The following is a 20,032-nucleotide window of genomic DNA, read 5'->3' as shown; positions in this document are numbered from 1 at the left end:
CCTCCTGCCACAGCCGATTAAAGAATCTCGGCAAGGGCTTTTTTGCTCGACTCCTCCGCTTCCGGATCGATCAGATCGCTGGCCAGGGCGCGCTTATCCATGAGCATCTGCCACAGCTGCTGGTCGATGGTGTCCTCAGCTAGAGGGATTTTGACGACAACCATGCGCAACTGCCCGTTGCGATAAGCTCGATCCTCAGCTTGGTCCTGCAGCCCCGGTGTCCATGGAAGCCCCAAAAAAAAGACATAGTTCGCAGCAGTCAGGTTGTAACCTGTTCCGGCGGCCGACCTGGTCCCGATGAACACCCTGCAGTCCGGATCCTGCTGGAAAGCATCAATCGCCTTCTGTCGTTTCTTGGGCGAGTCACTGCCTACCAACGTCACGCACCCGACGCCCATCTTGATGCAGTGCTCACGCAACGTGGCCACGGATTCCTGATACTCGCAGAAGAGGATAACCTTGTCGTCGACGTCCAGCTCGGCCATCAGATCCGCCAGGATCCGTACCTTCACGCGTTCGAGCAGTTGACGCAGTGCGCCCAGCCTTGCGAATCGGTGCTGGTCGCTCCGCATGATCTGGTTGTACTCGTCACGTTCTATCTGGCTCAGTATCACCGGTACAGTCTGCCGCTGCTTCCCCTTCAGGTTGGGCAGCACATCCTTACGGCGACGAAGCATCCAGTCGGATATCTCATCTCTAAGCGTCTTGCGAAACTCAGGACTGCCGGCGAATCGCTCGCAGAACTCATTGAGGGGCAGTTGTCCGATTGGATGGCCTGAAAGCCTCAGCAGTGTGTGCAGCTCCGCTTCGCGATTGAGCACTGGCGTGCCCGTCAACAGGTAGCGGTTTTGTACCTGGGCAGCAATGTCGAAGCCGTGGCGTGTCCACGCTGCAGTGGGTTCCTTGAGTCGGTGAGCCTCGTCAATGACCATCACCGCGAAACGGCTCGCGTGCATGACAAAATCACCCAGCCTCTCGTAGTTCACGATGATCCAGCCAGCACTGGCATCAAAGGTTTGCATGGCGATCTGAGCTTGGGGAAACACCATCAGGATCTCGCGCTGCCAGTTGATGATCAGGCTGTTGAGCACAATAACCAGAACCGGTTTACCTTGTGCGCGTATGCCAGCGGCGATCACAGCCTGGCGAGTTTTGCCCAGTCCCATGTCGTCGGCCAGTAGCGCGCTCGTGCGCTGCAGCAGGTGCTTGATTCCTGCTGGCTGATGATCCATCAGCGAGAATCCTTCCAGCGCCTTATCGATATCGGCACTGGTCAGCTCGGTGTTTTTGATGGATGGGACAGATGCCAGGTAGATACCTGAATCTGAAACTTCCTCTTCGCTTTTGGTCGACTCCGGAGAGTGGCCACCCAGACTGATACTGGTGACCTCATTCACCGCCTTGACCGACCCGTCAGCGAGCAACTCCTGCAGCGTGTCCAGAATTTCGAACTGATCTTCGTCCAATCCCAGTTCCAGAATCAGATTACTGCGAACCAATTCTGGTGTGCCCTGCACTCGCCAGGCTTTGCCCGCCGAGAGGAACACCCCACGCATGCGCTTGGCGATTGCTACAGCACCAGGATGAAAATCTCCCGACAGGATCACACCGCCTTCCGCCAGCGGCGCGAGCCTGAACTTCATCCCCCAGGTGAATGCGTCACGGTGCACGTCGGACTGGGCAGAGGTAATCCTGTCTCTGAATGCTTGCCAGCTTTCGATGTGTTTGCCATCTGCGAGCTCTGCCAGCTCCCGATAGAGCACATCGAGGTCATCGAGTAGCTTGTCTTTGGGCACACGCCAAAACTGGTTCAGTGGGTGATCAGACCTGCGTATGAAAAAGCCCCTCCGGCGAAGCAAAAGCTTGTTTGCACCTTGTAGGTAACTGAGGGACAGCCCGAAGTCGTAGCCATCGAAAATGGCTTTGCGAAGCAATACCGGACGCTTGTTCATCAATTGGGCCGATGCCATCTTCAGAGCCCCTTGTCCAACAAACTGTTAGCCCAGCCCACGATCTCTTCCCCAAAGCGGATGTTGAACACCGATTTTTCATCAGCGTAACGCGCCATCTTCATCGCCATATTTGGCCATTCCAGGAGCACGGGCATACGACCGCTTCTGACTGCGGCCATGAATAACTCAAAAGCGTTCATCACTACCGAGTGAGCATCTGGGGTTTTGTTTTCGTGGTCTCTAATCTGAGCGATATGCAGATGCTGAGGTGTAAAATCGCCAGTCACTCGCTCATTGCGGCCTGTTCTCAGTGTGAGCTCGACCGATGCCAGCGGCAGCCCTTCAGATCGGATGGATAAGAGTCGGCAGTTGCCCGAATATGCACGGAAGTCGTATGTGTCGATGCAGTGACCCAGAGAGCGATGCTCCTGGTCTAAGTCTGCTGGGCAGCGTAATTCGACGATCTGCAAACCGGTCGTACTGCAGGTGATTGGATCACTGCCCAGCAGCAGCCCCGGCCACCTTGTGAAACAGTCAGATGGCTCAGGCGGGTGATCCCGCTCCAGCCTCGCTCTGATGTCTGCGAGTGCGCCATGGAACGCATCGACTACATTGGATATTTGGCGGAAGTTTAAACCGCTTAAGAACGCGTACAGCCGGCGCTTGGTGTTACGAGCCTCGCAACTTCCAGCGCGGTCTAGATTGTCGAACAGCTCTCTGAAATCAACAAGTTTGGTCGCTATGCCTGACCAGGCGGGGTCCGCCCAGTCAGTAGGGCAGCCCGCCAAAAGATTGTTCATATCACGCAATGGTCGGAGTAATTCCCATGGAATCGCTGATCTGAACGAATAGAAAAAACGCCATTCTGCTTTGGTTCTCGGGCGACGATTGCCTAGCAGAGAGCCCGCGATCAAATGCTCCCAGCCTGCCTCAAGGCCCTCAGAATTCAAACGACTGAGCGCGCTGCCGGTGTCGTAGACCCGCTGCTGGCCAAGGAAACGGATCGAGGACGTCGGTACCGAGAACAGCCATGCCAGAACCCTGTTAAGCGGCAAGCCAGTGTCGACTGCCTTTCCCACGAACCCGGCCCCGTCCATGATGGTTTCACCCTCCCAGGAGCAGCAAAACCCCTGAAGTTCGAACCATGGGCATTCCACCAGCAGTCCACCTGCGATCATGGGCCACGGCATTCCAACCCCAACGATCAACACCGGCACCAACACCGGTTGTGCTTTCAAGGCCTGTAGTCGACGTGTGCGATCGCCTTGAGCGAGCCAGTTGTAAAGTTTGGCAGAAGGGCACTGCACAGAACGCACTGCATGCAACAGCTCCTGGTCGAGGTTCTGACAAAACCTCTTCAGTGCCGCGCCGATACAGGTGATGTAAAAGCGGCCGCGTGGCGCGTAGAAACGTTTGTTCCGGCCCTCTGAACTAAGCGCGCCCATATTGTATTTCACCAGCGGTCTTATACTAAGTTCCGCTTCACCCCGCGCCAGGTCCCGTGCTGGTTTGCAGAATGAGGTCAGAAGTGCATCCGCGCTGTCATGAGTAATCAACTTATGAGCCAGCTTCAAAGCTTGGCTCGGACTTGGTGCGTGCCCGGGGACTTTTCTCTTCTCATCAAATCGCACAGCTGAAATCAGCTGGCCATCGAAGTATTGCAGCTGCCTTCCGATCCGCGCCACAGTTGGACGTGCAACCGAGCCATCGTTATGCAGAGCAACGCACCAGCATCGAGTTGAGGAGGTGTGAGTCAGGTAGTGCAGTATGAACTCGTCACGTGCTTCCGCCGGTACGTTGAAATGATCAGCCCAAGTGTTGGCGACAGCTCGATGACGTTCTGGGAATTTCGCAATATCGAGAAGAGTTTGGACGAGAGTTGTTTCGCAAATAGGCTCGGCGGTCATGAATCAATGAGCTCAAAGTGACTTGAGGCAGCACTGTCCTAGACCTGATCTTCGCTCGCCATGCGTAACCGTTAACGTGGGAGAGTGGGTTAATCGCGCTGAGTCAGAACTTGAAGCTTTGCTGTTGCTCCTGGGCAAACCCCTTTAGCCACGATGCGCGCATGGCTGGATGCCGGTAGAGGCATTCGTGGAGAGGGATGCCTTTAAGTGCCGCTTCAGCACCCGCGAGCATCACGGCATGGTGAGGATTGTTGAATCGACGCCGATCCGAAGTCTCGTGCGTCGCTGTAGGGGGCTGTTCTCACAACTGAGGGTTCCCGTGGAGTAGATCGCATACATCTAAGACTTCACGAACGAGGCGAATTTTTCACTCTTCAAGGTATTCAGTTGTCGCCAGCTCCTTAGCTGCCCGCCGGGCTTCTTGGACATCCAGGTCGTTCATACGGGCTTCAAACAGCTCATTCAGTGTCATTTCATCCTCCACTGATGTCCCGGTGATGACTCCTCCATTACTGATAACCGCCTCATTCAATTCAGTAGTCAGGGCGGTCCTTGATACGGTGTCGTTTGGCATGCGGATGACATAGGTAACGAAGTTGTTGATGTCACTCATTGGATTCGACCTGTAAGAGAATAGTCGTCAAGTGGGCTTCCCGATTCGCAGATTCATTTAACCAGCAGATCCACGAGGAGGGCGTTTTTCGCCAGCGGGTGAACAATGCAGAAGTACCTGCCTGCTGATGGAGAACAACGTTGATCAGTGTCGTTTCCACCAGCAGCTTCACGCAGAGGGCGCGATTTTTCGCACAGGTTTCCTACACAGGAATATCGTCGTCGAAATGCGGAGCTGCATCATTTTGAGTTGAATTCCGGTCGGTATGCTGTTGCTCGCTTTGCGGCTGGTTGTATGACTGGGAAGGGGCCAATTGCACCGCTTCAACCCGGTGGGGAAGGATTGCGACCCGCGATGCCTGCACTTTCAACGCAGAAAACTCCTTACCGTCCTTGGTCCAGTTATCAATGATCGCTCGCCCTTGGATCATGACCCGCATGCCCTTTTGGAACAGGTTGGCATAGTGTTCCGCATCGCGGTGCCAATATTCTACGTTGGCCCAGAAACCGCCTCTGTCCTCAAAGCCTGATCCATCGGCTTTCGGAATTGAATTGTCAAAGTAAACGTTCAGCCGTAGCAAGCGGCGCGGATCTTTGTTGCCGTTGGCGAACTCCTTAAATTCTGGAGCAGAGCCAAGGTTACCTTCCCAGTCTACTGATGTGCCCATGTTAGGACTCCTTCTGCGTGTGCGGTGAAATGCCGCTGGATTGTGAGATCTGTTGCAGCCGTCCTGAGTAAACGGCATCTGCCTGGGCCATCTTTTCGGCACATTCGGCGGCCTGCCGGCCGATGGTATGGACCAGACTTATTTGCATATTCAAAGCGACGCGTTGCTGTTCCATGGAGTGCAGATCCTGGAGCAGTGATTCGGGTGTTCTGGGATCGGCCAGCAAGCTGGACCAAACAGTGACGCCCATCTGCCGCGTTCCCATTTCCTGCCAGCGGAGAAAAACTGTGCCAGCGCTTGTGCGTTGCCGAACCATCCGCACAGGTAGAAGGGTGTAGGGATGCCTGTTCGCCTGGGCCAGCACTTGATCTTCAGCCAGCGCATTCAGATCGGCTTCAAGGGACCGGCATAACTCTGCCAACTGGAGCATCCCCCCCTTACCTTTAAAAGGTTTTAAAAGGCCTTTTAGGAAGGGCGCATGTTGCAGTGCTACGAAGGCATCCTGTTGCAGGGGTTGGAAGGCACCCTGTTGCAGGCTCTGGCGCTCTTGATTCTGGTGCGCGGGGTTGGCCGTCACGTTAATCACTCTGCGGACTCAGGTTCAGACTTGTCAGGGTGCGGCTGGCCCAGCGTGATGGTCTCCTCGAAGCCGTCGTCATCACCGTCTTCACTGACCGCGGCATTTGATGCCGAAGAGGGGGACGGCGCGAAGCTTGATTTGCGAGTTCCTTCCAAAATATCTTGGGGGATTTCACCAAACGATGCGTACATCTCACGAGCCTGCTCGGAACGTGCGTTCTTGGCCGCAAAATCATCTCGGCTTGCTCCCGAGAACTTCCAGCGCTGACTCAAACCGAAAAGACGACGCAGGATTGCAGCCCCCTCATCGAGCCACTGGCCTTTGGCGTTGTTGTCTATAAGGCCGACGTGGCTGGCCAGAAGAATGCGCCGCACCAGCTCGTCGTAGGCAGTGAGCAAAAAGACCGCTTTGAACGCCAGCGGCGTGGACAGGAACAGCGGCAGTGTCACCGGCTGCACGGATAGGTTTTGACCTATTGAAAGCATCGGCGGCAGTGAGGCCATAACTTCGTCCAGCCTGGCGTCGATATCTTTCATTTCCTGTTCAGAGGCTTCGATCTTTTCTTCTATAAGGATCAGAAACCAGTCTGAATAAGGATCGTCCTGTTCACAGCCACGCTTGATGCGATTGAGGATGTTGGCAAAGCCGCTCAGGCCGATCATGCCAGGCTTGCCTTCGGTGCGTTGACGCCCAAACCAGAGGCGCGAGGCATGGTGGGTGTGCAGGGTCAGGTTGACGCTGCTTCGCAATGAACCGAGGTTGAGCTGAAAGTTGTCAGCCATGCTGAGCGCTTCCTTTATAAGAAATGATTGATAGGGCGAGGCAAGACTGCCTGCGCGTATAACTCAGGGTCAGTAACAAACCGTTTCTTGATCGGAATGGTTTTTTGGCGGAGACCCTTATTTTCGTGGGCTTGCGTGTGGAATGACTCAGAGCGGTGCTGGAAGTGATTCCCGGGGAATCACCCTGTTCGGCGCTCAAAGTGATGCCAGTGGCATCACCCAGACTGGAGCTGGTAGTGATTCCCGGGGAATCACCCTGATCGGCGCTGAAAGTGATACCAGTGGCATCACCCAGACCGGTGCCGGAGGTGATTCCAGGGGAATCACCTCGGTCGATGCTGAAAGTGATGTCAGTGGCATCACCCAGACCGGTGCCGATAGTGATTCCCGGGGAATCACCTCGGTCGATGCTTGAACTGATGCCAGTGGAGTCACAGTGCTTGCCTTGATTGCAGCATTCAGCTGATCTGTTCAACCCTGTGATCTCGGTCGAATTATCCGCTTGATGTCCATCATTGAGCTGCGCCCGGCAGCCAGTGAAGACTCGTCACGATCTTGCGGCGAGACTTTTTTGACGGGAGGCGGGGGAGTTGGCTTTGGTTGATCAGGCGCGTTGCTGACATGTTTCGGCTGGGGGGAGTGCGCCTGTGGATTTTGAGCTGACGCTCTAGGAGCCTGCCACTGGGCGTTGAATTCCCCACTCAGGGCTTTCTGCATGCAGCTCAACAGATAACCGAATGGGTTCTTCACGGAACCGCTATTGCAACGATGGCGCCATTGATCAAGCAACGGTTCTCGCAGTGTCGGCTCGACGCTCTGCAATGCGGTCATCGCCCTGAAGCGTTGATCCTCAGTAAACCTTTCAAACCCTGGAGGTAGATCGACTGGAGCGCTCACAGCCTCGCGCGGTACAGAGCTTTTACATACAGATGTATTTGTATTCGTATACGTACTATATGAGTTCGGAATCCGAACTGTGCCGAATGATGCTGATTTTAGACTGAGTTCGGATTCCGAACTCGGTCTTTCGAGATTCGCTTTCTCGCTGATTTTACTGAGTTCGGAATCCGAACTCAGTGCTGAGGGCCCGATTTCTTGCTGAGTTCGGATTCCGAACTCAGGCTGGTTTTCTTCGCGATCCACGGCATTCGGTGCATCATGCCAACCCTGACTACGCCATCTACCCTCAATGACATCAAGCCGCGTGGGCAGCATACCTGTCGATTGATTAGGGTCGGCTGCGAATTCTTTGAATGCCAAATCTGCCACGGTCCTGACAGCTTTATTTGCATGCTCGAGGGAATGGCCTACAAGCAACAGGTAGTCGCGATCAAGCTCCATAGCCTCAACACACCCGACCGGTTCGTCATGCAGGATGTAGACGTTTCCCTGCATTCGACCGCTCAGAGAGTCTCTTACTCGCCGTCCAAGACTAAGCCAGCGCGTCAAGCGAAGCACTGTCAGAGCCTTCGCTACAGTCTCTCTGGATGCGAATTTTCCTGGGACTGAGCCAAGGTAGGGACGAAGTTGTTCATAAGTCGGAAAGGCTGTGATGCCATCTGCGTTAATAAGCAGTCTGAAGACTTGCCAAGCATTGCGCTCAAGCGGTGAAAGTCGATCATCAAGCAGGAGGCTTCGCGGCACCGTCTCATGTGGATTTCCACTGAAAACGATACCGTCGAGTGTGTCCTCAGTATCTGAGCCAGCAACCGACTTTCTATTATCTGAGCCAGAGCTCTGCTGTTGGGCCAGCTTTAATTGCTGGAGCAGCAGATGATTTTGTAGAGCCCCGGCAGCGGCATTAATGGCTCCCCCCAGAGAAGGGCGCCGGTTCATCCTTATCACATCCGGTCGCCTTCTACCTTGCCCACGGGCTTGTTCGCCTGGCTTTGACCCGGCCGGCTCCGATTAGCGTTTGCTTTAGACTGTTGCCGCGACTCCCCCAGCATTACGAGGCTTGCCGATTTACGCTTCTTGCCAGTCGGGTATAGGTCCTGAGCCAGCCATCCTTGAATCTTGTTCCAGACGAGGCCCAGGGTGATCTGATCCGGAGGCACGATGTGGGGCTCTTCAGGAGGGATGTTTACCTCCTCCGTCAGCATCATCGCGATATCAAGTAATGCGACACCATCCGTATGATCCACGTTGTACTCTTCCATCAGTTGCACAAACCTATGCCACAGAGGTGCGTCATCGGGAATGTCTCTGAATCGCCCAGGGCGTCCAGGAACACCTACCAGTACCCGTTGCAAGGAAACTTCTTGGGGGGACATGCCGAAGAACTCCTGCAGCATTGGGGTCGTCGCCCCCAAACGAAGCGCGCGCTGCACGATTCGGTTTTCCTGATCAGTGCGCTCCTTGTTCGCCAGCAGACGCTTCACCATGTCCGGATCAACCGCCACGCGGCACCAGATAACTGCAGAGTTCAGCAACACACTTTGTGATGAGGGATGCTGGAGCATTGCCAGAATTTCTGGGTCCAGTCCCATATCAAGGCAACGCCTCACTTCACCGTTGCGCAAGTGATGCAGAATTTGCGCGACCATGGCTTCGTTGAGGGGGTTATGTTTTTTCGACATGACCAAACTCCTGTCTCACAACGCCGGAAAAAAACCTCATGGGGTCTGAACCACGCTGACGCTTCCAACTTCCAGCTCCACCAACCGTCGGCCGAGGCGAATGAGTCGGAAAAGCTTAACGATGCAGGTATCGTCCAAGCGCCCCTGGAGTATTGCTTCACGGTCTTCGTATCTCGGGCTACCTAACAGCAACTGGGCCAGCGCGGCGGTGAACTGAAACTCGGACACATCCAGTGGTTGCTCGGGGGACTCTTTGATCAAGGCAATTGCATACACCCCACTAATCGACTGGAGAAGGGTCAGTACGTTATTGGCCAGATCGCTGAGGTCTAAATTTTCAGGAGGGTCTTGGCAGAGGAAGCCCAAACCACCCGGGACATCAATCACGCTGTCTGGATTGATGCCTGACAGGTGGGCGATCTCTCGGGCGAGCTGAGCGATTACCGGCCGCAATTCATCCGGCTGGTCGAGGATACGTTCGATGTACCAGACGTCAGAGATAGGATGTAACCCACCCGCTTGGACCGGTATCGAAATCAGCGCATTTGTCTTGAAGTCGGGCAGATTTTCCCCATCGAGGGCTGCCAACTGCCGCTTCACATCCTGCACACGTTCGGTGGTGGATATCGGGCTAACGATATGCCCAGCAAGCCTTTCTGCGCGCTCCTGCTCGGTGAGCTCAGGAGCCTGAGGGGGCTTGTTATCGATAGTTTCGGTTTTCGAAGACCTTGGCGATACGTCCTGTTTGCCCTTGTTTTTGCCAGCCTCAGAAGGGCGAGCCTGAATGGCTGGTTCCTGTTGCTGATGGCTACCCGGACCGTCGTCAGCTTCAGGCGGAAGGCCAGCAGGTCCAGGCTGTTGAGCTGGCGTCAAACTCACTGGGGTATCGATCACAGATGAACGTCGTGCTTGGTTCTGATTTTCACTCAATGTGAGTAGGAGCTGCTCGTAAGACAGCCCCGTTCCCGACTGCATGTGACTGATCAACTCATCCTGAACCCGCTCGTAGACAAACTCGCTCGCATCGCCATCGAACAGAGATAGTACGTCCTGGAACAAACCTTCGAAGTCAGGGATGTGTTCTTTCCCCTCTGTATGCGTGATCCAGGTCTGGCCAGCGGCCTTGCGTAGGGAAAGGAGACGCTCCACCTGGTGTTTTCCTAACCCTGAGTAAAGCGCACTGGGTATCACTGGAAGAAGGCTGCGAACCGTATCCTGCATCTTGCTGATATGTGACTGGGAAACCGGATAGCCGTCGGCACTGAGCCTCCGAACCAGTTCCCTTTGAGATATGGACTCACCGGCTTCTTTCTCATAGATGGCACGAGCATTTTCTATGCCCACCGCCCTTTCGATGAACATCAGAGAACCGCGAAGATCGTTTTCCGAAAGGTGACCTGTGAGAGCGATAATCTCCCCACGTGCTGAGTCCCAGGGCCGAAACAGAACATTGTGCCGATAGAAACGGTCTTCGCCGGTTTCGCTGTACAGCTCCCGAAGAATCTGCAGACGTGTATTGCCGCCGTTGTTGATGGTGTATTTAATTTCGCCAGGTCGACGCGTTACTGTAGGGCGGTGATCCAAGCCGCGCTGCCTGATGGAGTCTTTGATCTCCTTGTACTTCGCATTGGTTACGGTGCGAGGGTTTTGCTCGAAGGCTTTCATCTCGTCCAGGGTAAGAACCATGGGCGTATCTACAATCGGGTCCGGCAGTTGATCAACCGTCGGGCCAGAACGACTGAATGAGCCTTGTAACAACTTGCCCGAGATTTCATCTGCAGTCAGTTTGCCAGCCATGATTATTGGCCCGCCTCAGGAAGTTGGATGACGTTGCTGGTCGGTGTTCCGCCTTTGAGCAGCACATCGATCACAGCCGTAAGCCTCGCAATCTCCTGCTCGTGACGAAGCGTCGCTTCAATACGGCTTATGATTTCTGAGTTCATTGAGCGATGGTTTGCTTTTGCAGCCCCACGGACCCGGCCCCTCATTCCAGTAGGTAGGCGGATGACGAACTTCTCGTCTTTGTCGTCCTCACGAATATTCACAGCTTCGTTATTCAGCATGGCGATCTCCAATCTGGCTTTGGTTTTGTGCGCGGCGCAATTGAGCGCGAGCATTGAGGCCGGCCCTGTGGTCGCTGGGTGTGAAAGAAGTGAAGATGGGTGAACACCCACCTTTGGTGAACTTGATATGCCCACCATGAGTGCGATGCACTGCCCATCCCTGTGAGATGGCGAAGTCAGCCAAGTCCTGCAGGGACTTTTTCCTGCCTCGAAGAGACGTAGATGTATTGCTCATGACCGCGCCCTCGCTTTTGTAAAAGCAGCAGAGCGGAAGGGGATCTGATAGCGACGAGCTATGGCTTCACAACGCTTCCGCGTTTGATTGAGCGTCGCAGCGGCGGACGCCAGTGATGCCCCTGCTGTGCAGTGAGCTTTCAGCAGTCGCGCCAGCTCTGTGTCGGTCAGATCGTTTGTTTTTTTCCGCCCACGAGCGCTGGTATCCGCCTTCAACTGTGCGGTTTTTTCAGGGTTGATAATGAATGAGCTGTCATTCGAGCGCTGGCTCGCTTCAACCTGGTTGATAGCGCCCCCACGACTTAAGTAATCAGCCATCGCCTTCTCGATATCGCTCCGGAGGCGCTCTTTTTCCCGGTCCGACTGGACCGGCAGATCTTCTTCAGTAGTGTGATATAGCTGCATGTCACTGGCCTCCCAATCCGCCGAGCTTGTCACCCGACTGGATCTCTAGGATTTCAACCTCGTGGTCGACAAAGGTGTCAGTGAGTTTTTTCATGAAGGCTTTTCTGGAAGTACCTGGGCTCATGCGGAACACGACGGTGTACTCCTTGCTGTCTGGTGCTTTACTGGAGGCCACAACGCTCCACTGTGGGTGCACCAGCTCCAGTTCTACGACTTCACCGCTATGGCACGAAGGGCACTCGGGCGCACGTTTTCCTGCTGGCATGACCGCGGTGAAAGGGTGGTGGTGGCCGCACGTGCGGCACTCATGAGTTATGCAAAGAGGTTTATTGCGCGCGCTCATGATCGAGCTCCTTGCCATGCGGCGGCCGAGAGGTTTTCGAAACGGGTGTGTTGGGGGATGAAGGCCGTTCGGACGGTGCCGAGCGCGCCGTTTCGATGCTTGCTGAGAATGAGTTCGGCGACCCCTTTTTGCTCGCTGTCGGGGTTGTAAACCTCGTCCCGATATACGAACAGAATCAGGTCAGCGTCTTGCTCAAGCGCGCCCGACTCACGGAGGTCTGCATTGATAGGTCGCTTGTTCGGACGCCGCTCAAGTTCTCTGTTGAGCTGAGAGAGCGCCACGACAGGACAGTCGAACTCTTTGGCCAAAGCCTTGAGTGACCGAGATATCTCACTGATTTCATTGGTCCGATTTTCTTTACCTGGACATTTCATCATTTGCAGATAATCGATCAATATCAGGACTGGCTTTCCGAAACGCCGTGCGCCTCTGCGAGCCCGCGCACGAATTGCCGAGGGAGTGAGGTCAGCTTGATCATCAATTACAAGGCGATCGCCATACGAGTTGATCTTTTGCACTGCCATCGCGAGCTTCGGCCAGTCCTCATCCTCCAACTGCCCGCGTATCAACTTCTCCAGGTTCAGGTGCCCCAGGATCGAGATGAGCCTGTAAATGATCGCCTCTGCCGGCATCTCGAGGCTGTAGACCTGAACAGTGGCCTGAGTATCTTTTTGAAGCGCAGCGTCTACCAAGTTGAGCGCCAGGCTGGTTTTGCCCATGGAGGGTCTGGCCGCAATGATGATCAGATCGGCTGGTTGTAGTCCGCCCGTCAATTCATCAAGATCGGAAAGCCCTGTGGGCAATCCAACGACCGACTCCCCAGCGTTGAAGCGAAGATCGATCTTGTCGACCACCTGCATAAGCATCTGGTTGACGTCCACAAAGTCGGAAGTCTGCCGTCCTTGCCCCAAAGCAAAAAGTTGCTGCTCGATGACGTCCTGAACCTCAGACGCATTCGCTTGAGGATCTGAAGCCTCCCGGGTACATGCATAGCCGTGTGAAATAATCCGGCGTAGATGAGCTCGGTTACTCACTGTTTCTGCATAAGCCTTGATGTTGGCCACAGAAGGCGTGTTTTTGGCGAGCTCACTGAGATAAGCCAAGCCCCCAGCAGCATCTATTGCTGTAATGGAGTCGGAAACCGTGACCACGTCAAATGGCCTGTTCGATTCAGCCAGCCCAGCAATGCTCTGGAATATCAGACGGTGCTCGGCCCGGTAGAAATCATCGGCTTTAATACGGTCTGCGATCAGGTCCCAGGAATCGTTATCAAGCATCAGTCCGCCAAGCACAGCTTGTTCGGCTTCAACGGAGTGGGGAGGTGACATATGAGAAATGTCCATCAAGCCCTCCCGATTCTTGCCGGGGACTGGGAGTGCTGATCGACGCCTCTGTGCAACGCTGCTCTAGAACCTTGCGTCCAGCCCTGATGTTGAGATTTCAGGTCGTGGCCCTTAACAGAGGTGGGCACAAGCTCTTTTTCGACTACGGTGGGGTGGTGCAGGCTGAGGTAAGCGCTTATCGCTTGCTGAGCTTCAGCATTTTGTCGACCGGCGAATTTGTAAACGTTGGTGGCCACCGCATTGATCCATGCTTCGGCAAAAATCCGTCCACGTCGTCTTTTGGTGGTTGGATTGCAGCGTTTGAGCTGCGAAACGTGCTGACGACGCGCCGAAACAAGCTGCAGATGAAGAGCGGAATAGGCATAGCACGCCAGATCGGGCGATACACCTAACCCGACGAACTTGAAATGCCAGTCTCCAGGCCGTGAGGGGAAAGCAAAACAATCGCAGTCGAAAGCGCTCGCGCACGTGCCTGCCAGGCTGTGCAGCCAACTCGCTGGCGCTCGCTTTGTGCCGGCAGATACTGACGCCTCACGTGCGAGGTGGGCGTCCACCTCAAGCTCTTCGAGCTGGTACTGCTCCATAAGCTTGCGGCCTTGCCGCAGGGCTGTCTCAGCCTCATTAGGAGAGGCACCCGCAGAACGTGCCAGTGCGAAGCATTTGATGACTTTGTCGATTATCCGTTGGCGGTCAATGCTCATGGCCGTACCTCCGGTACTGCCTCAACTGCCAGAGCCTCTTTCCAGAGTCTGAGGGTTTCATGTTCTTCAGCTGTGAGCGCGGCTTTAGCATTCGCATCACGGACTTTTGACTGCAGAGCGGCTAGCCGATCCTCGACCTCAGATCCATCGTCGTAAGAGATGTCATTAGTCAGTGCCTCAACGAGCCGGATACGAAGCGAGTCTAGGCAACTGAGTCGGTAAGCGGTCAGGCTTCCCCAACCTATCAGTCTGCTGAACGGCGTCAGTAAGGTGCTTCGGATCTCGCTATTAAGCTCGACTGCGGAGTAGAAACTGTCATATGCGCCGATGCGGTTGAATAACAGCGCCGTTTTCAGGAGCTCAAGTTTCTGGTCCAGGCTCTCAGTGGGCAGGGGATATGTGGCCGCAATCAGTAGTTTCGCTCTTGCGTTCCGAGCCTCCTGCCGACGTTTAACCGCTTTCTCGTCGCGTACACGTTTTTCCTTGGCATGCTCGACATGAGAGTTCACTGATTCAAGGAGCTGCGCGGCCTGTGAGAGCAGTTCACGCTGTTCCACGCTCAAGTAATCACCCAGTCGACTAATCAAGCCGCGGCCCATCTTATGGCCGGAGCTTAAATTGCGGAGCTCACGTGACGTGTTCGTAAGCTTGGTCTGAGCGGCGCGCAGTTGTGATGAGTCGTACTGCTCGTTGAGCTTCTGCATCAACTGAGGAGTAATGCCGGAAGCTTCCGTGAGATTTGTCTTTGCCATCTCATTGACCCCCTTTTACCAGGGCCTCTACGGCGGATTCAGTCATCGCCTCGAAACGGTCGGTCCACTGCGGAAAAAGCTCAACCACAAGCTCTCGAATGACCTGTAGCGCGCTAGGCGCGCGTCGATTGGAAGGTTTTTTGTATTCGAGCCGATGTGCCGACATGCCTGCTGTAGATCCCTCGCGGAAAATTACTGAAGCAGGAACTGTGCTGTTGAGGACATCGACTTCCATGTTGTCCGCGAAGGTCTTTCTGATGGCGTCATGAATCCCGCGAGCGTCAACGGTCTGGTCGAGGCAGTTGACTACAACCTTGATTGGAGGGACGTGCAGTCCAAGCCTCGAGTAAGGACGCAGTCCTTCAAGCATTTGCAACGTCCCACGGTTAAACTCGCGGGCGCTGAGCATGTTCGGTGGCAACGGGGATACAGCAAGATCTGACGCTAAAACCACCATCTCCAACATGACGCTTCGTGCGCCCTGGGTATCAATGAGAATCAGGTCGAACTGACCCTCGAAAGCTTTCAGCAGAGAAGCCAATCGCAGACGACCATCCGCAGCCTGAAGCAGGAGGCTAATCAACTGGTTGTTGGGGTCGTTCGACAAGATCAAGGACAGGTTCGGGATGCTTGTCCTCGATATGATTCGCTCTGGATCAGTCAGGTTATGTGCGATGAGGTCGAATATGCCGCCGCTGACTTCCTGTGCCATTGGGTAATAGGAGGACAGTGAAGGCTGTACAGGGTCCATGTCGAGGAGGAGGACCCTCAAGCCGGCGTCGGCGCAGAAGCCGCCGATGTTGGCAGCCAAAGTGGTTTTACCGACACCACCTTTGGTGGACAAAAGCGAGGTTATGTACATGATTTGAAGCCTCTAATGGGGACATTAGAGACTGCGGATTGGATCCAGAGCCTTCATCAGGAGGTTCTGCCTAAACTGAGGGTGTGAAACCAATTGGCTTTTAACCAATTGGTCGTAGGTTCGAATCCCACACGACCCACCATTTTTGGTCAGTTTGTATCTGGCTGGATCTTAGGGAGTGACGCCACAAGCGTCACCCAAATAGAAAACGCCTCCTCGGAGGTGTTTTTTAGCATCATCGGGGTATAGCGCAGTCCGGTAGCGCGCCTGCTTTGGGAGCAGGATGTCAGGAGTTCGAATCCCCTTACCCCGACCATTTTCGCCTAGCTGTATCAGGGTTGAAGATCAGAGCTCAAAAACAATTGTTTTGAGCTCAACAGAAAAGGCGTCCTTCGGGACGCCTTTTTTGTTGGAGACTTATAGCTACAACACTCATGAAGCGATTAATACTTCGTACGCCTGACCCCACCTGTTTACGGTCTGGCCGGTAGAGGGTTGCCTGTAAGACTGCTTGCACGCTGTCTGGCTAAGCACAAACGTCTCAAGGCGACCCCCGGCTTCCTACAACCCCCGCAGGCGTTATGCCTGGTTTACACCATGTCTGTTGATTGGGTGGCCGCGCTAGCCACACCCACCAGAGACACCTGCGCGGCTGGCGCAAAGATCATATCGTTGTTGCCCAGATCCTGGGTCCAGTCGCCGGTGAGGGCAATCTCAAACCGATGGCCCTCAGCGTCAGGTTCCACATCCTTGAGGTAGGTGCGGTCCAGATCCGCGTTATAGGCCATCTTCAGCGTAGTGCCGGTACCGTCGCCGAACCCTGTGTAACCCAGCGCCGACACATCGATCTTGTCATTGTTGTCTGCGAACCGGGCAATCAGGTCCACGAAGCTCTGGCTGTCCGTGCGGTAGCTGTCAGTGGCTGCCGTGTAGCGGAACACGTCAGCGTCATTGATGCCATTACGGCCATAGACCGAAAGGTTCGGGTCGTCGCCGCCGATCAGCAAGTCGGCGCCCGCGCCTCCGATGATCACATCCGAGCCTCTGCCGCCGTCGATACGGTCGTTGCCGGCCAGGCCATAAATGACTTCCGACATTGCGCTCCCCGTGATTACGTCCTTGCCAGCCGTTCCTTCGACGGTGGGGGCCGTGAACACCAGGTTGGTGCTGTTCAACTGCCCCGCCAGGTTGCCTTCGAACGCCAGTTCGAAGCGCTGTCCGTTGGCGTCGGCATCGAAGCTTTTCAGGTATGTGCGAGTACCCTCGGCGTTGGCCTGGACGGCGAGCGTGCCATTGTGGCCATCGCCAATGCCGGTAAAGCTCAACGCAGTCAGATCGACACGGTCCTGAGAGGCGTCGAAGTCCAGAATCCGGTCGCTGCCTGTTTCGGTAGCGGTACGGTAGCTGTCGCTGATCTGGGTGAAGCGGAAAATATCTGCGCCCATCCCGCCTGCCAGCACGTCACGGCCACCCGCGCCTTGCAGCACATCGTCTCCGCCCAGGCCACGGATAATCTCGGCCGTGTCGTTGCCAATCAGGTGATTGGCCTGGCTGGATCCGTCCACGTGGTATTGGCCGTCCTGGCTGCCGAAGGTGGTGTCCAGGCTGCCATCGGCGTTCAGACGGGTGATCACGTCGCCGGCGATAAGGATTTTGCCATCGGGCTGAACGATTGCCGAGTGGGCATAGTTCGACGCGCCTTGGGGTACCTGGATCGTCAGCTTGCCATCGTCACTAAAGGAGGTGTCGAACGAGCCATCCGCATTCAGCCGCAGTACGTTGAAGGCGTTATTGTCGTTACTCTCGCCGGACACAATGATCTTGCCATCGGCTTGCACGGTTATCGCAGCGCGGTAGTCCAGCCCCAGCGCGGTATCGAAATACACCACGCCGTCCACGCCAAACGCGGTATCCAGGTTGCCGTCCGCTGCAAGTCGCTGAACGGCATAAACCGGATCGCCCGGGTCGTGGGGGCCGTCGGCACCCACGTACAGCCAACTGCCGAGCAATACGCTGCCGTCGGGCTGAACGACCGTGGCGATATTGCCGGTGCCGTATTGCCCGGTCGGGTTGAGGAGAAGTGCGCCGTTGGCACCGAAATCCTCTACCGGCGCCCCGGTGCTGTCCAGCTTGAATACGATCGCTTGGGACGTGCCGCGAAGGCTGACGTACACCGAGCCATCTGCTGTGGCGTAAATAGCCATTCCATCAGCGCCGATCGGTACGTCAAGGCCCGCGGCACCGCCATTGCCGAATGTGGTATCCAGAGTGCCATCCACGTTGAAACGTTCTACCTTCAAACCGCCAAGCCCTGGCTGTGCTGATAGCACTTTACCGTCGGCCTGCACCGCCATTACGTAGTAAGCATAATCTTCCGGGTCCAGGTTGCCGGGCACGAGGGCAATTCCCTCTTGGCCGAAGCTGTTGTCCAGGCTGCCGTCAGCGTTGAGGCGCACCGCCGTGTAGCTGCCGCGCGTACCATAGCTTTCATCGCCCGGCGAGCCAGGATAGCCAATGGCAGTCTGGAAGCTTTCGCCACCGACAAGGATTTTGCCGTCAGGCTGAAGGATGATGCTCCAGTTTGAATCGCTACCCGTGGAGGGGTCGACCTGCACTGTCCCCGGGCCTGTTCGCACGGTGTAGTTGATGGTGGCCTTGCTATCGATTGACGCCATGACATTGTCCTTTAGGCATGGAACCCGAACGGGTTGGGAAGAGGCTTGCACGGATCCTCTGGATCTGACCCTGGCAGGATGGATAAATGCGAACGTTTTGTGTTCCGCCGACAGCACACCGGGTCAACTGGCCCTCGCGTTAGTACTCCGGTATTGAACAAACGGCCAAAAGCGTTAGTTGACCGGGGTCGGTCGTCCTTGCCTCCATTCATCAGAGATGAGCGTGAGTGGTCGCGTGCTCGCCGGTCGAAATACACTGAACGCCTCCGCCCAGTCTGACTCCAAATCTTGCCCCGGCGCTCAAAGCCAACGTATCACGTCGATGGGTGCTTGAATCCTCTGCCCAATCAAGGAATTCCCATGACCGACCCACGTAACGTCGCCCACGACAAAAAAGTTCAGCAAGAGAAAAAGAACCACGGCGAAGAAATCGCGCCCAACGCTGAACACGCGCCTCAGCCAGGCATGAAGCCAGCACTCAAGCACGACGACGATGACAAGCAAGACGAGCAAGCTTGAGCCAGGTATAAGCCTGACTTGAAGATTGAGCTCAACAGAAAAGGCGTCCCCAGGGACGCTTTTTTTGTTCAAGGATAAATTTTCAGTCGAGACCGCTTTGAACATAGGGCACCTCGCTTAAGACGTCGTCGCTGGTAGCTTCGCCGAAATGCGCTCGCTTGGCGGCCAGAAATCCGCCGATCCGTTCCCGGCTGGCATAGTCGGAGTAGCCGCCGAACAGGCAGAGATCCGTCGATGACAGGTCGCTGATGGGCGCCAGTTCGCTGAGGATTGCCTGCGTCAGCTCGAAGGCGCCGGGGTAGTTGTCACTGGTGATCGATGGAGCGAGGGTACACGGCAGGTCGAGATTGAGATGCCGCACGCCGGCACGCGCGCAGGCGCTGTGGATGCTGTCCGGATCGGTAGCGTCGACGATGAATAGCTCGTCGATGGAGTAGGCCAGCAGCGACTCCACGGTACTAAGCTCCAACTGCGGATCGCGGCAGCATCAGCCCGACCAGGCCGGAACGAGACTGTCGCAGGCCACGGGCCTGCAGATTGGTGCTGTAGCCGTGTTCGTCAGAGAGAGACTGGATGAGCTACGCCGTCGCCTCCTTGATCCGTCGTTTTCGCCAGGAGCCGTTGAGCACCGCACTGATCGACGCCCATGCGGGCTGGGGCGGCTCCCTCGGCAGCGCGGCGCTGAGCCTGGCCGACGGTCTGCACGTGGTGCCCGAATTTCCGTTGCTGCTGAAGCGGGTCTGCGTCTGCTCGATGTCATGGAATGCATGGCGAGCCTGAACCGCGTGTTTACACCGGTACAGGGAGCGCTCGTAGACCAGCATCGCAGGCGCTACGCTGCGTTCGAGGTTCTTCAGGCAGCGGAGCGAGAAGTGCGATCTGTCTTCATTCGAGAGTGAGTTCGACCCTGAAGTCCGTGATGAGCCTGCTCAAGAAAAAAGGGTCCAGACGCCCCGTTTTCGGTGCTGTACTGGACCCTTGGCGATCAAGCTTGCTCCCACGGCCTTAGGCCAGAATCGAGAGCAGACTTGTGTATAACGCCGAGCGCTACAACT

Annotated in this window: 22 protein-coding genes, 1 tRNA gene and 1 pseudogene; 4 read left to right on the top strand and 20 right to left on the bottom strand. The window is 55.7% G+C overall.

Annotated features, from left to right (window positions below; genetic code table 11):
• Nucleotides 1–17: 17 nt before the first annotated feature.
• The 7 genes and pseudogenes from RYC18_RS13645 to RYC18_RS13615 form a co-directional block, all read right to left on the bottom strand.
• Complete coding sequence (locus tag RYC18_RS13645; protein WP_003424996.1) at nucleotides 18–1,970, bottom strand: DEAD/DEAH box helicase; 1,953 nt, start codon at nucleotides 1,968–1,970, stop codon at nucleotides 18–20.
• A gap of 2 nt (nucleotides 1,971–1,972) precedes the next feature.
• Nucleotides 1,973–3,859, bottom strand: a complete 1,887-nt coding sequence (locus RYC18_RS13640; RefSeq protein WP_087677447.1) for a hypothetical protein — start codon at nucleotides 3,857–3,859, stop codon at nucleotides 1,973–1,975.
• A 103-nt stretch (nucleotides 3,860–3,962) separates the two neighbouring features.
• Nucleotides 3,963–4,151, bottom strand: a pseudogene (locus RYC18_RS13635) (CrpP family ICE-associated protein); the annotation flags it as partial.
• Nucleotides 4,152–4,226: 75 nt separating this feature from the next.
• Complete coding sequence (locus RYC18_RS13630) at nucleotides 4,227–4,472, bottom strand: hypothetical protein (protein ID WP_024666896.1); 246 nt, start codon at nucleotides 4,470–4,472, stop codon at nucleotides 4,227–4,229.
• Nucleotides 4,473–4,674: 202 nt separating this feature from the next.
• Nucleotides 4,675–5,139, bottom strand: coding sequence for a single-stranded DNA-binding protein (locus RYC18_RS13625; protein WP_005895538.1), 465 nt, complete (start codon nucleotides 5,137–5,139; stop codon nucleotides 4,675–4,677).
• A 1-nt stretch (nucleotide 5,140) separates the two neighbouring features.
• Nucleotides 5,141–5,725, bottom strand: coding sequence for a DUF3158 family protein (locus tag RYC18_RS13620; RefSeq protein ID WP_005895541.1), 585 nt, complete (start codon nucleotides 5,723–5,725; stop codon nucleotides 5,141–5,143).
• Nucleotides 5,722–6,501: a PFL_4669 family integrating conjugative element protein gene (locus tag RYC18_RS13615; protein ID WP_005895544.1), complete on the bottom strand. Its 780-nt coding sequence runs from the start codon at nucleotides 6,499–6,501 to the stop codon at nucleotides 5,722–5,724. Before RYC18_RS13615 ends, RYC18_RS13620 begins: the two co-directional genes overlap by 4 nt.
• 142 nt (nucleotides 6,502–6,643) lie before the next feature.
• Between RYC18_RS13615 and RYC18_RS13610 the strand changes: the two genes are divergently transcribed.
• Complete coding sequence (locus tag RYC18_RS13610) at nucleotides 6,644–6,916, top strand: hypothetical protein (protein ID WP_176394377.1); 273 nt, start codon at nucleotides 6,644–6,646, stop codon at nucleotides 6,914–6,916.
• Between the two features lie 56 nt (nucleotides 6,917–6,972).
• Here the strand turns inward: RYC18_RS13610 and RYC18_RS13605 are convergent, their stop codons facing one another.
• From RYC18_RS13605 to RYC18_RS13555, 11 genes are read right to left on the bottom strand one after another with little or no spacing between them, the layout of a single operon-like run.
• On the bottom strand, nucleotides 6,973–8,337 hold the full coding sequence (locus tag RYC18_RS13605) for an STY4528 family pathogenicity island replication protein (protein WP_176394378.1): 1,365 nt from the start codon (nucleotides 8,335–8,337) through the stop codon (nucleotides 6,973–6,975).
• Nucleotides 8,338–8,342: 5 nt separating this feature from the next.
• Nucleotides 8,343–9,080: a DUF2857 domain-containing protein gene (locus RYC18_RS13600; protein WP_011267074.1), complete on the bottom strand. Its 738-nt coding sequence runs from the start codon at nucleotides 9,078–9,080 to the stop codon at nucleotides 8,343–8,345.
• Between the two features lie 36 nt (nucleotides 9,081–9,116).
• Nucleotides 9,117–10,877: a ParB family protein gene (locus tag RYC18_RS13595; RefSeq protein WP_087677449.1), complete on the bottom strand. Its 1,761-nt coding sequence runs from the start codon at nucleotides 10,875–10,877 to the stop codon at nucleotides 9,117–9,119.
• Between the two features lie 2 nt (nucleotides 10,878–10,879).
• Nucleotides 10,880–11,197, bottom strand: a complete 318-nt coding sequence (locus RYC18_RS13590) for an Arc family DNA-binding protein (RefSeq protein ID WP_003317584.1) — start codon at nucleotides 11,195–11,197, stop codon at nucleotides 10,880–10,882.
• Nucleotides 11,133–11,378 (bottom strand): hypothetical protein, encoded by a 246-nt coding sequence (locus tag RYC18_RS13585; RefSeq protein WP_024661822.1) that lies wholly within the window; start codon nucleotides 11,376–11,378, stop codon nucleotides 11,133–11,135. Before RYC18_RS13585 ends, RYC18_RS13590 begins: the two co-directional genes overlap by 65 nt.
• Entirely contained in the window at nucleotides 11,375–11,782 is a 408-nt protein-coding gene (locus RYC18_RS13580; RefSeq protein ID WP_087677450.1) for a hypothetical protein, read from the bottom strand. Before RYC18_RS13580 ends, RYC18_RS13585 begins: the two co-directional genes overlap by 4 nt.
• Before the next feature lies 1 nt (nucleotide 11,783).
• Nucleotides 11,784–12,125 (bottom strand): hypothetical protein, encoded by a 342-nt coding sequence (locus tag RYC18_RS13575; RefSeq protein ID WP_003424982.1) that lies wholly within the window; start codon nucleotides 12,123–12,125, stop codon nucleotides 11,784–11,786.
• Nucleotides 12,122–13,468: a replicative DNA helicase gene (gene dnaB / locus RYC18_RS13570; RefSeq protein ID WP_011267078.1), complete on the bottom strand. Its 1,347-nt coding sequence runs from the start codon at nucleotides 13,466–13,468 to the stop codon at nucleotides 12,122–12,124. Before dnaB ends, RYC18_RS13575 begins: the two co-directional genes overlap by 4 nt.
• Nucleotides 13,468–14,169, bottom strand: a complete 702-nt coding sequence (locus tag RYC18_RS13565; protein ID WP_011267079.1) for a DUF2786 domain-containing protein — start codon at nucleotides 14,167–14,169, stop codon at nucleotides 13,468–13,470. The genes dnaB and RYC18_RS13565 overlap by 1 nt, the downstream gene beginning before the upstream one ends.
• Complete coding sequence (locus RYC18_RS13560) at nucleotides 14,166–14,921, bottom strand: hypothetical protein (RefSeq protein WP_011267080.1); 756 nt, start codon at nucleotides 14,919–14,921, stop codon at nucleotides 14,166–14,168. Before RYC18_RS13560 ends, RYC18_RS13565 begins: the two co-directional genes overlap by 4 nt.
• Nucleotide 14,922: 1 nt before the next feature.
• Nucleotides 14,923–15,783, bottom strand: a complete 861-nt coding sequence (locus RYC18_RS13555; protein WP_005895559.1) for a ParA family protein — start codon at nucleotides 15,781–15,783, stop codon at nucleotides 14,923–14,925.
• A 239-nt stretch (nucleotides 15,784–16,022) separates the two neighbouring features.
• On the opposite strand from RYC18_RS13555, the gene RYC18_RS13550 reads away from it, so the two are divergent.
• Nucleotides 16,023–16,099, top strand: a tRNA-Pro gene (locus RYC18_RS13550).
• Nucleotides 16,100–16,373: 274 nt separating this feature from the next.
• Here RYC18_RS13550 and RYC18_RS13545 read toward each other — a convergent pair.
• Nucleotides 16,374–18,458: a M10 family metallopeptidase C-terminal domain-containing protein gene (locus RYC18_RS13545; RefSeq protein WP_005782635.1), complete on the bottom strand. Its 2,085-nt coding sequence runs from the start codon at nucleotides 18,456–18,458 to the stop codon at nucleotides 16,374–16,376.
• A 360-nt stretch (nucleotides 18,459–18,818) separates the two neighbouring features.
• On the opposite strand from RYC18_RS13545, the gene RYC18_RS13540 reads away from it, so the two are divergent.
• Nucleotides 18,819–18,977: a hypothetical protein gene (locus tag RYC18_RS13540; RefSeq protein ID WP_005732296.1), complete on the top strand. Its 159-nt coding sequence runs from the start codon at nucleotides 18,819–18,821 to the stop codon at nucleotides 18,975–18,977.
• Between the two features lie 82 nt (nucleotides 18,978–19,059).
• On the opposite strand, the gene RYC18_RS13535 is transcribed toward RYC18_RS13540, so the two are convergent.
• Nucleotides 19,060–19,431, bottom strand: a complete 372-nt coding sequence (locus RYC18_RS13535; protein WP_005782636.1) for a hypothetical protein — start codon at nucleotides 19,429–19,431, stop codon at nucleotides 19,060–19,062.
• A 119-nt stretch (nucleotides 19,432–19,550) separates the two neighbouring features.
• Between RYC18_RS13535 and RYC18_RS13530 the strand changes: the two genes are divergently transcribed.
• Nucleotides 19,551–19,757, top strand: coding sequence for a hypothetical protein (locus RYC18_RS13530; RefSeq protein ID WP_005782638.1), 207 nt, complete (start codon nucleotides 19,551–19,553; stop codon nucleotides 19,755–19,757).
• Nucleotides 19,758–20,032: the final 275 nt, after the last annotated feature.

This window comes from Pseudomonas syringae group sp. 247E2 (genome assembly GCF_032587795.1).
In the GTDB taxonomy this organism is placed as follows: Bacteria; Pseudomonadota; Gammaproteobacteria; order Pseudomonadales; family Pseudomonadaceae; genus Aquipseudomonas; species Aquipseudomonas amygdali.
Note: the sequence above shows the minus strand (reverse complement) of the source record. Positions and strands in the feature narration are given on the sequence as shown.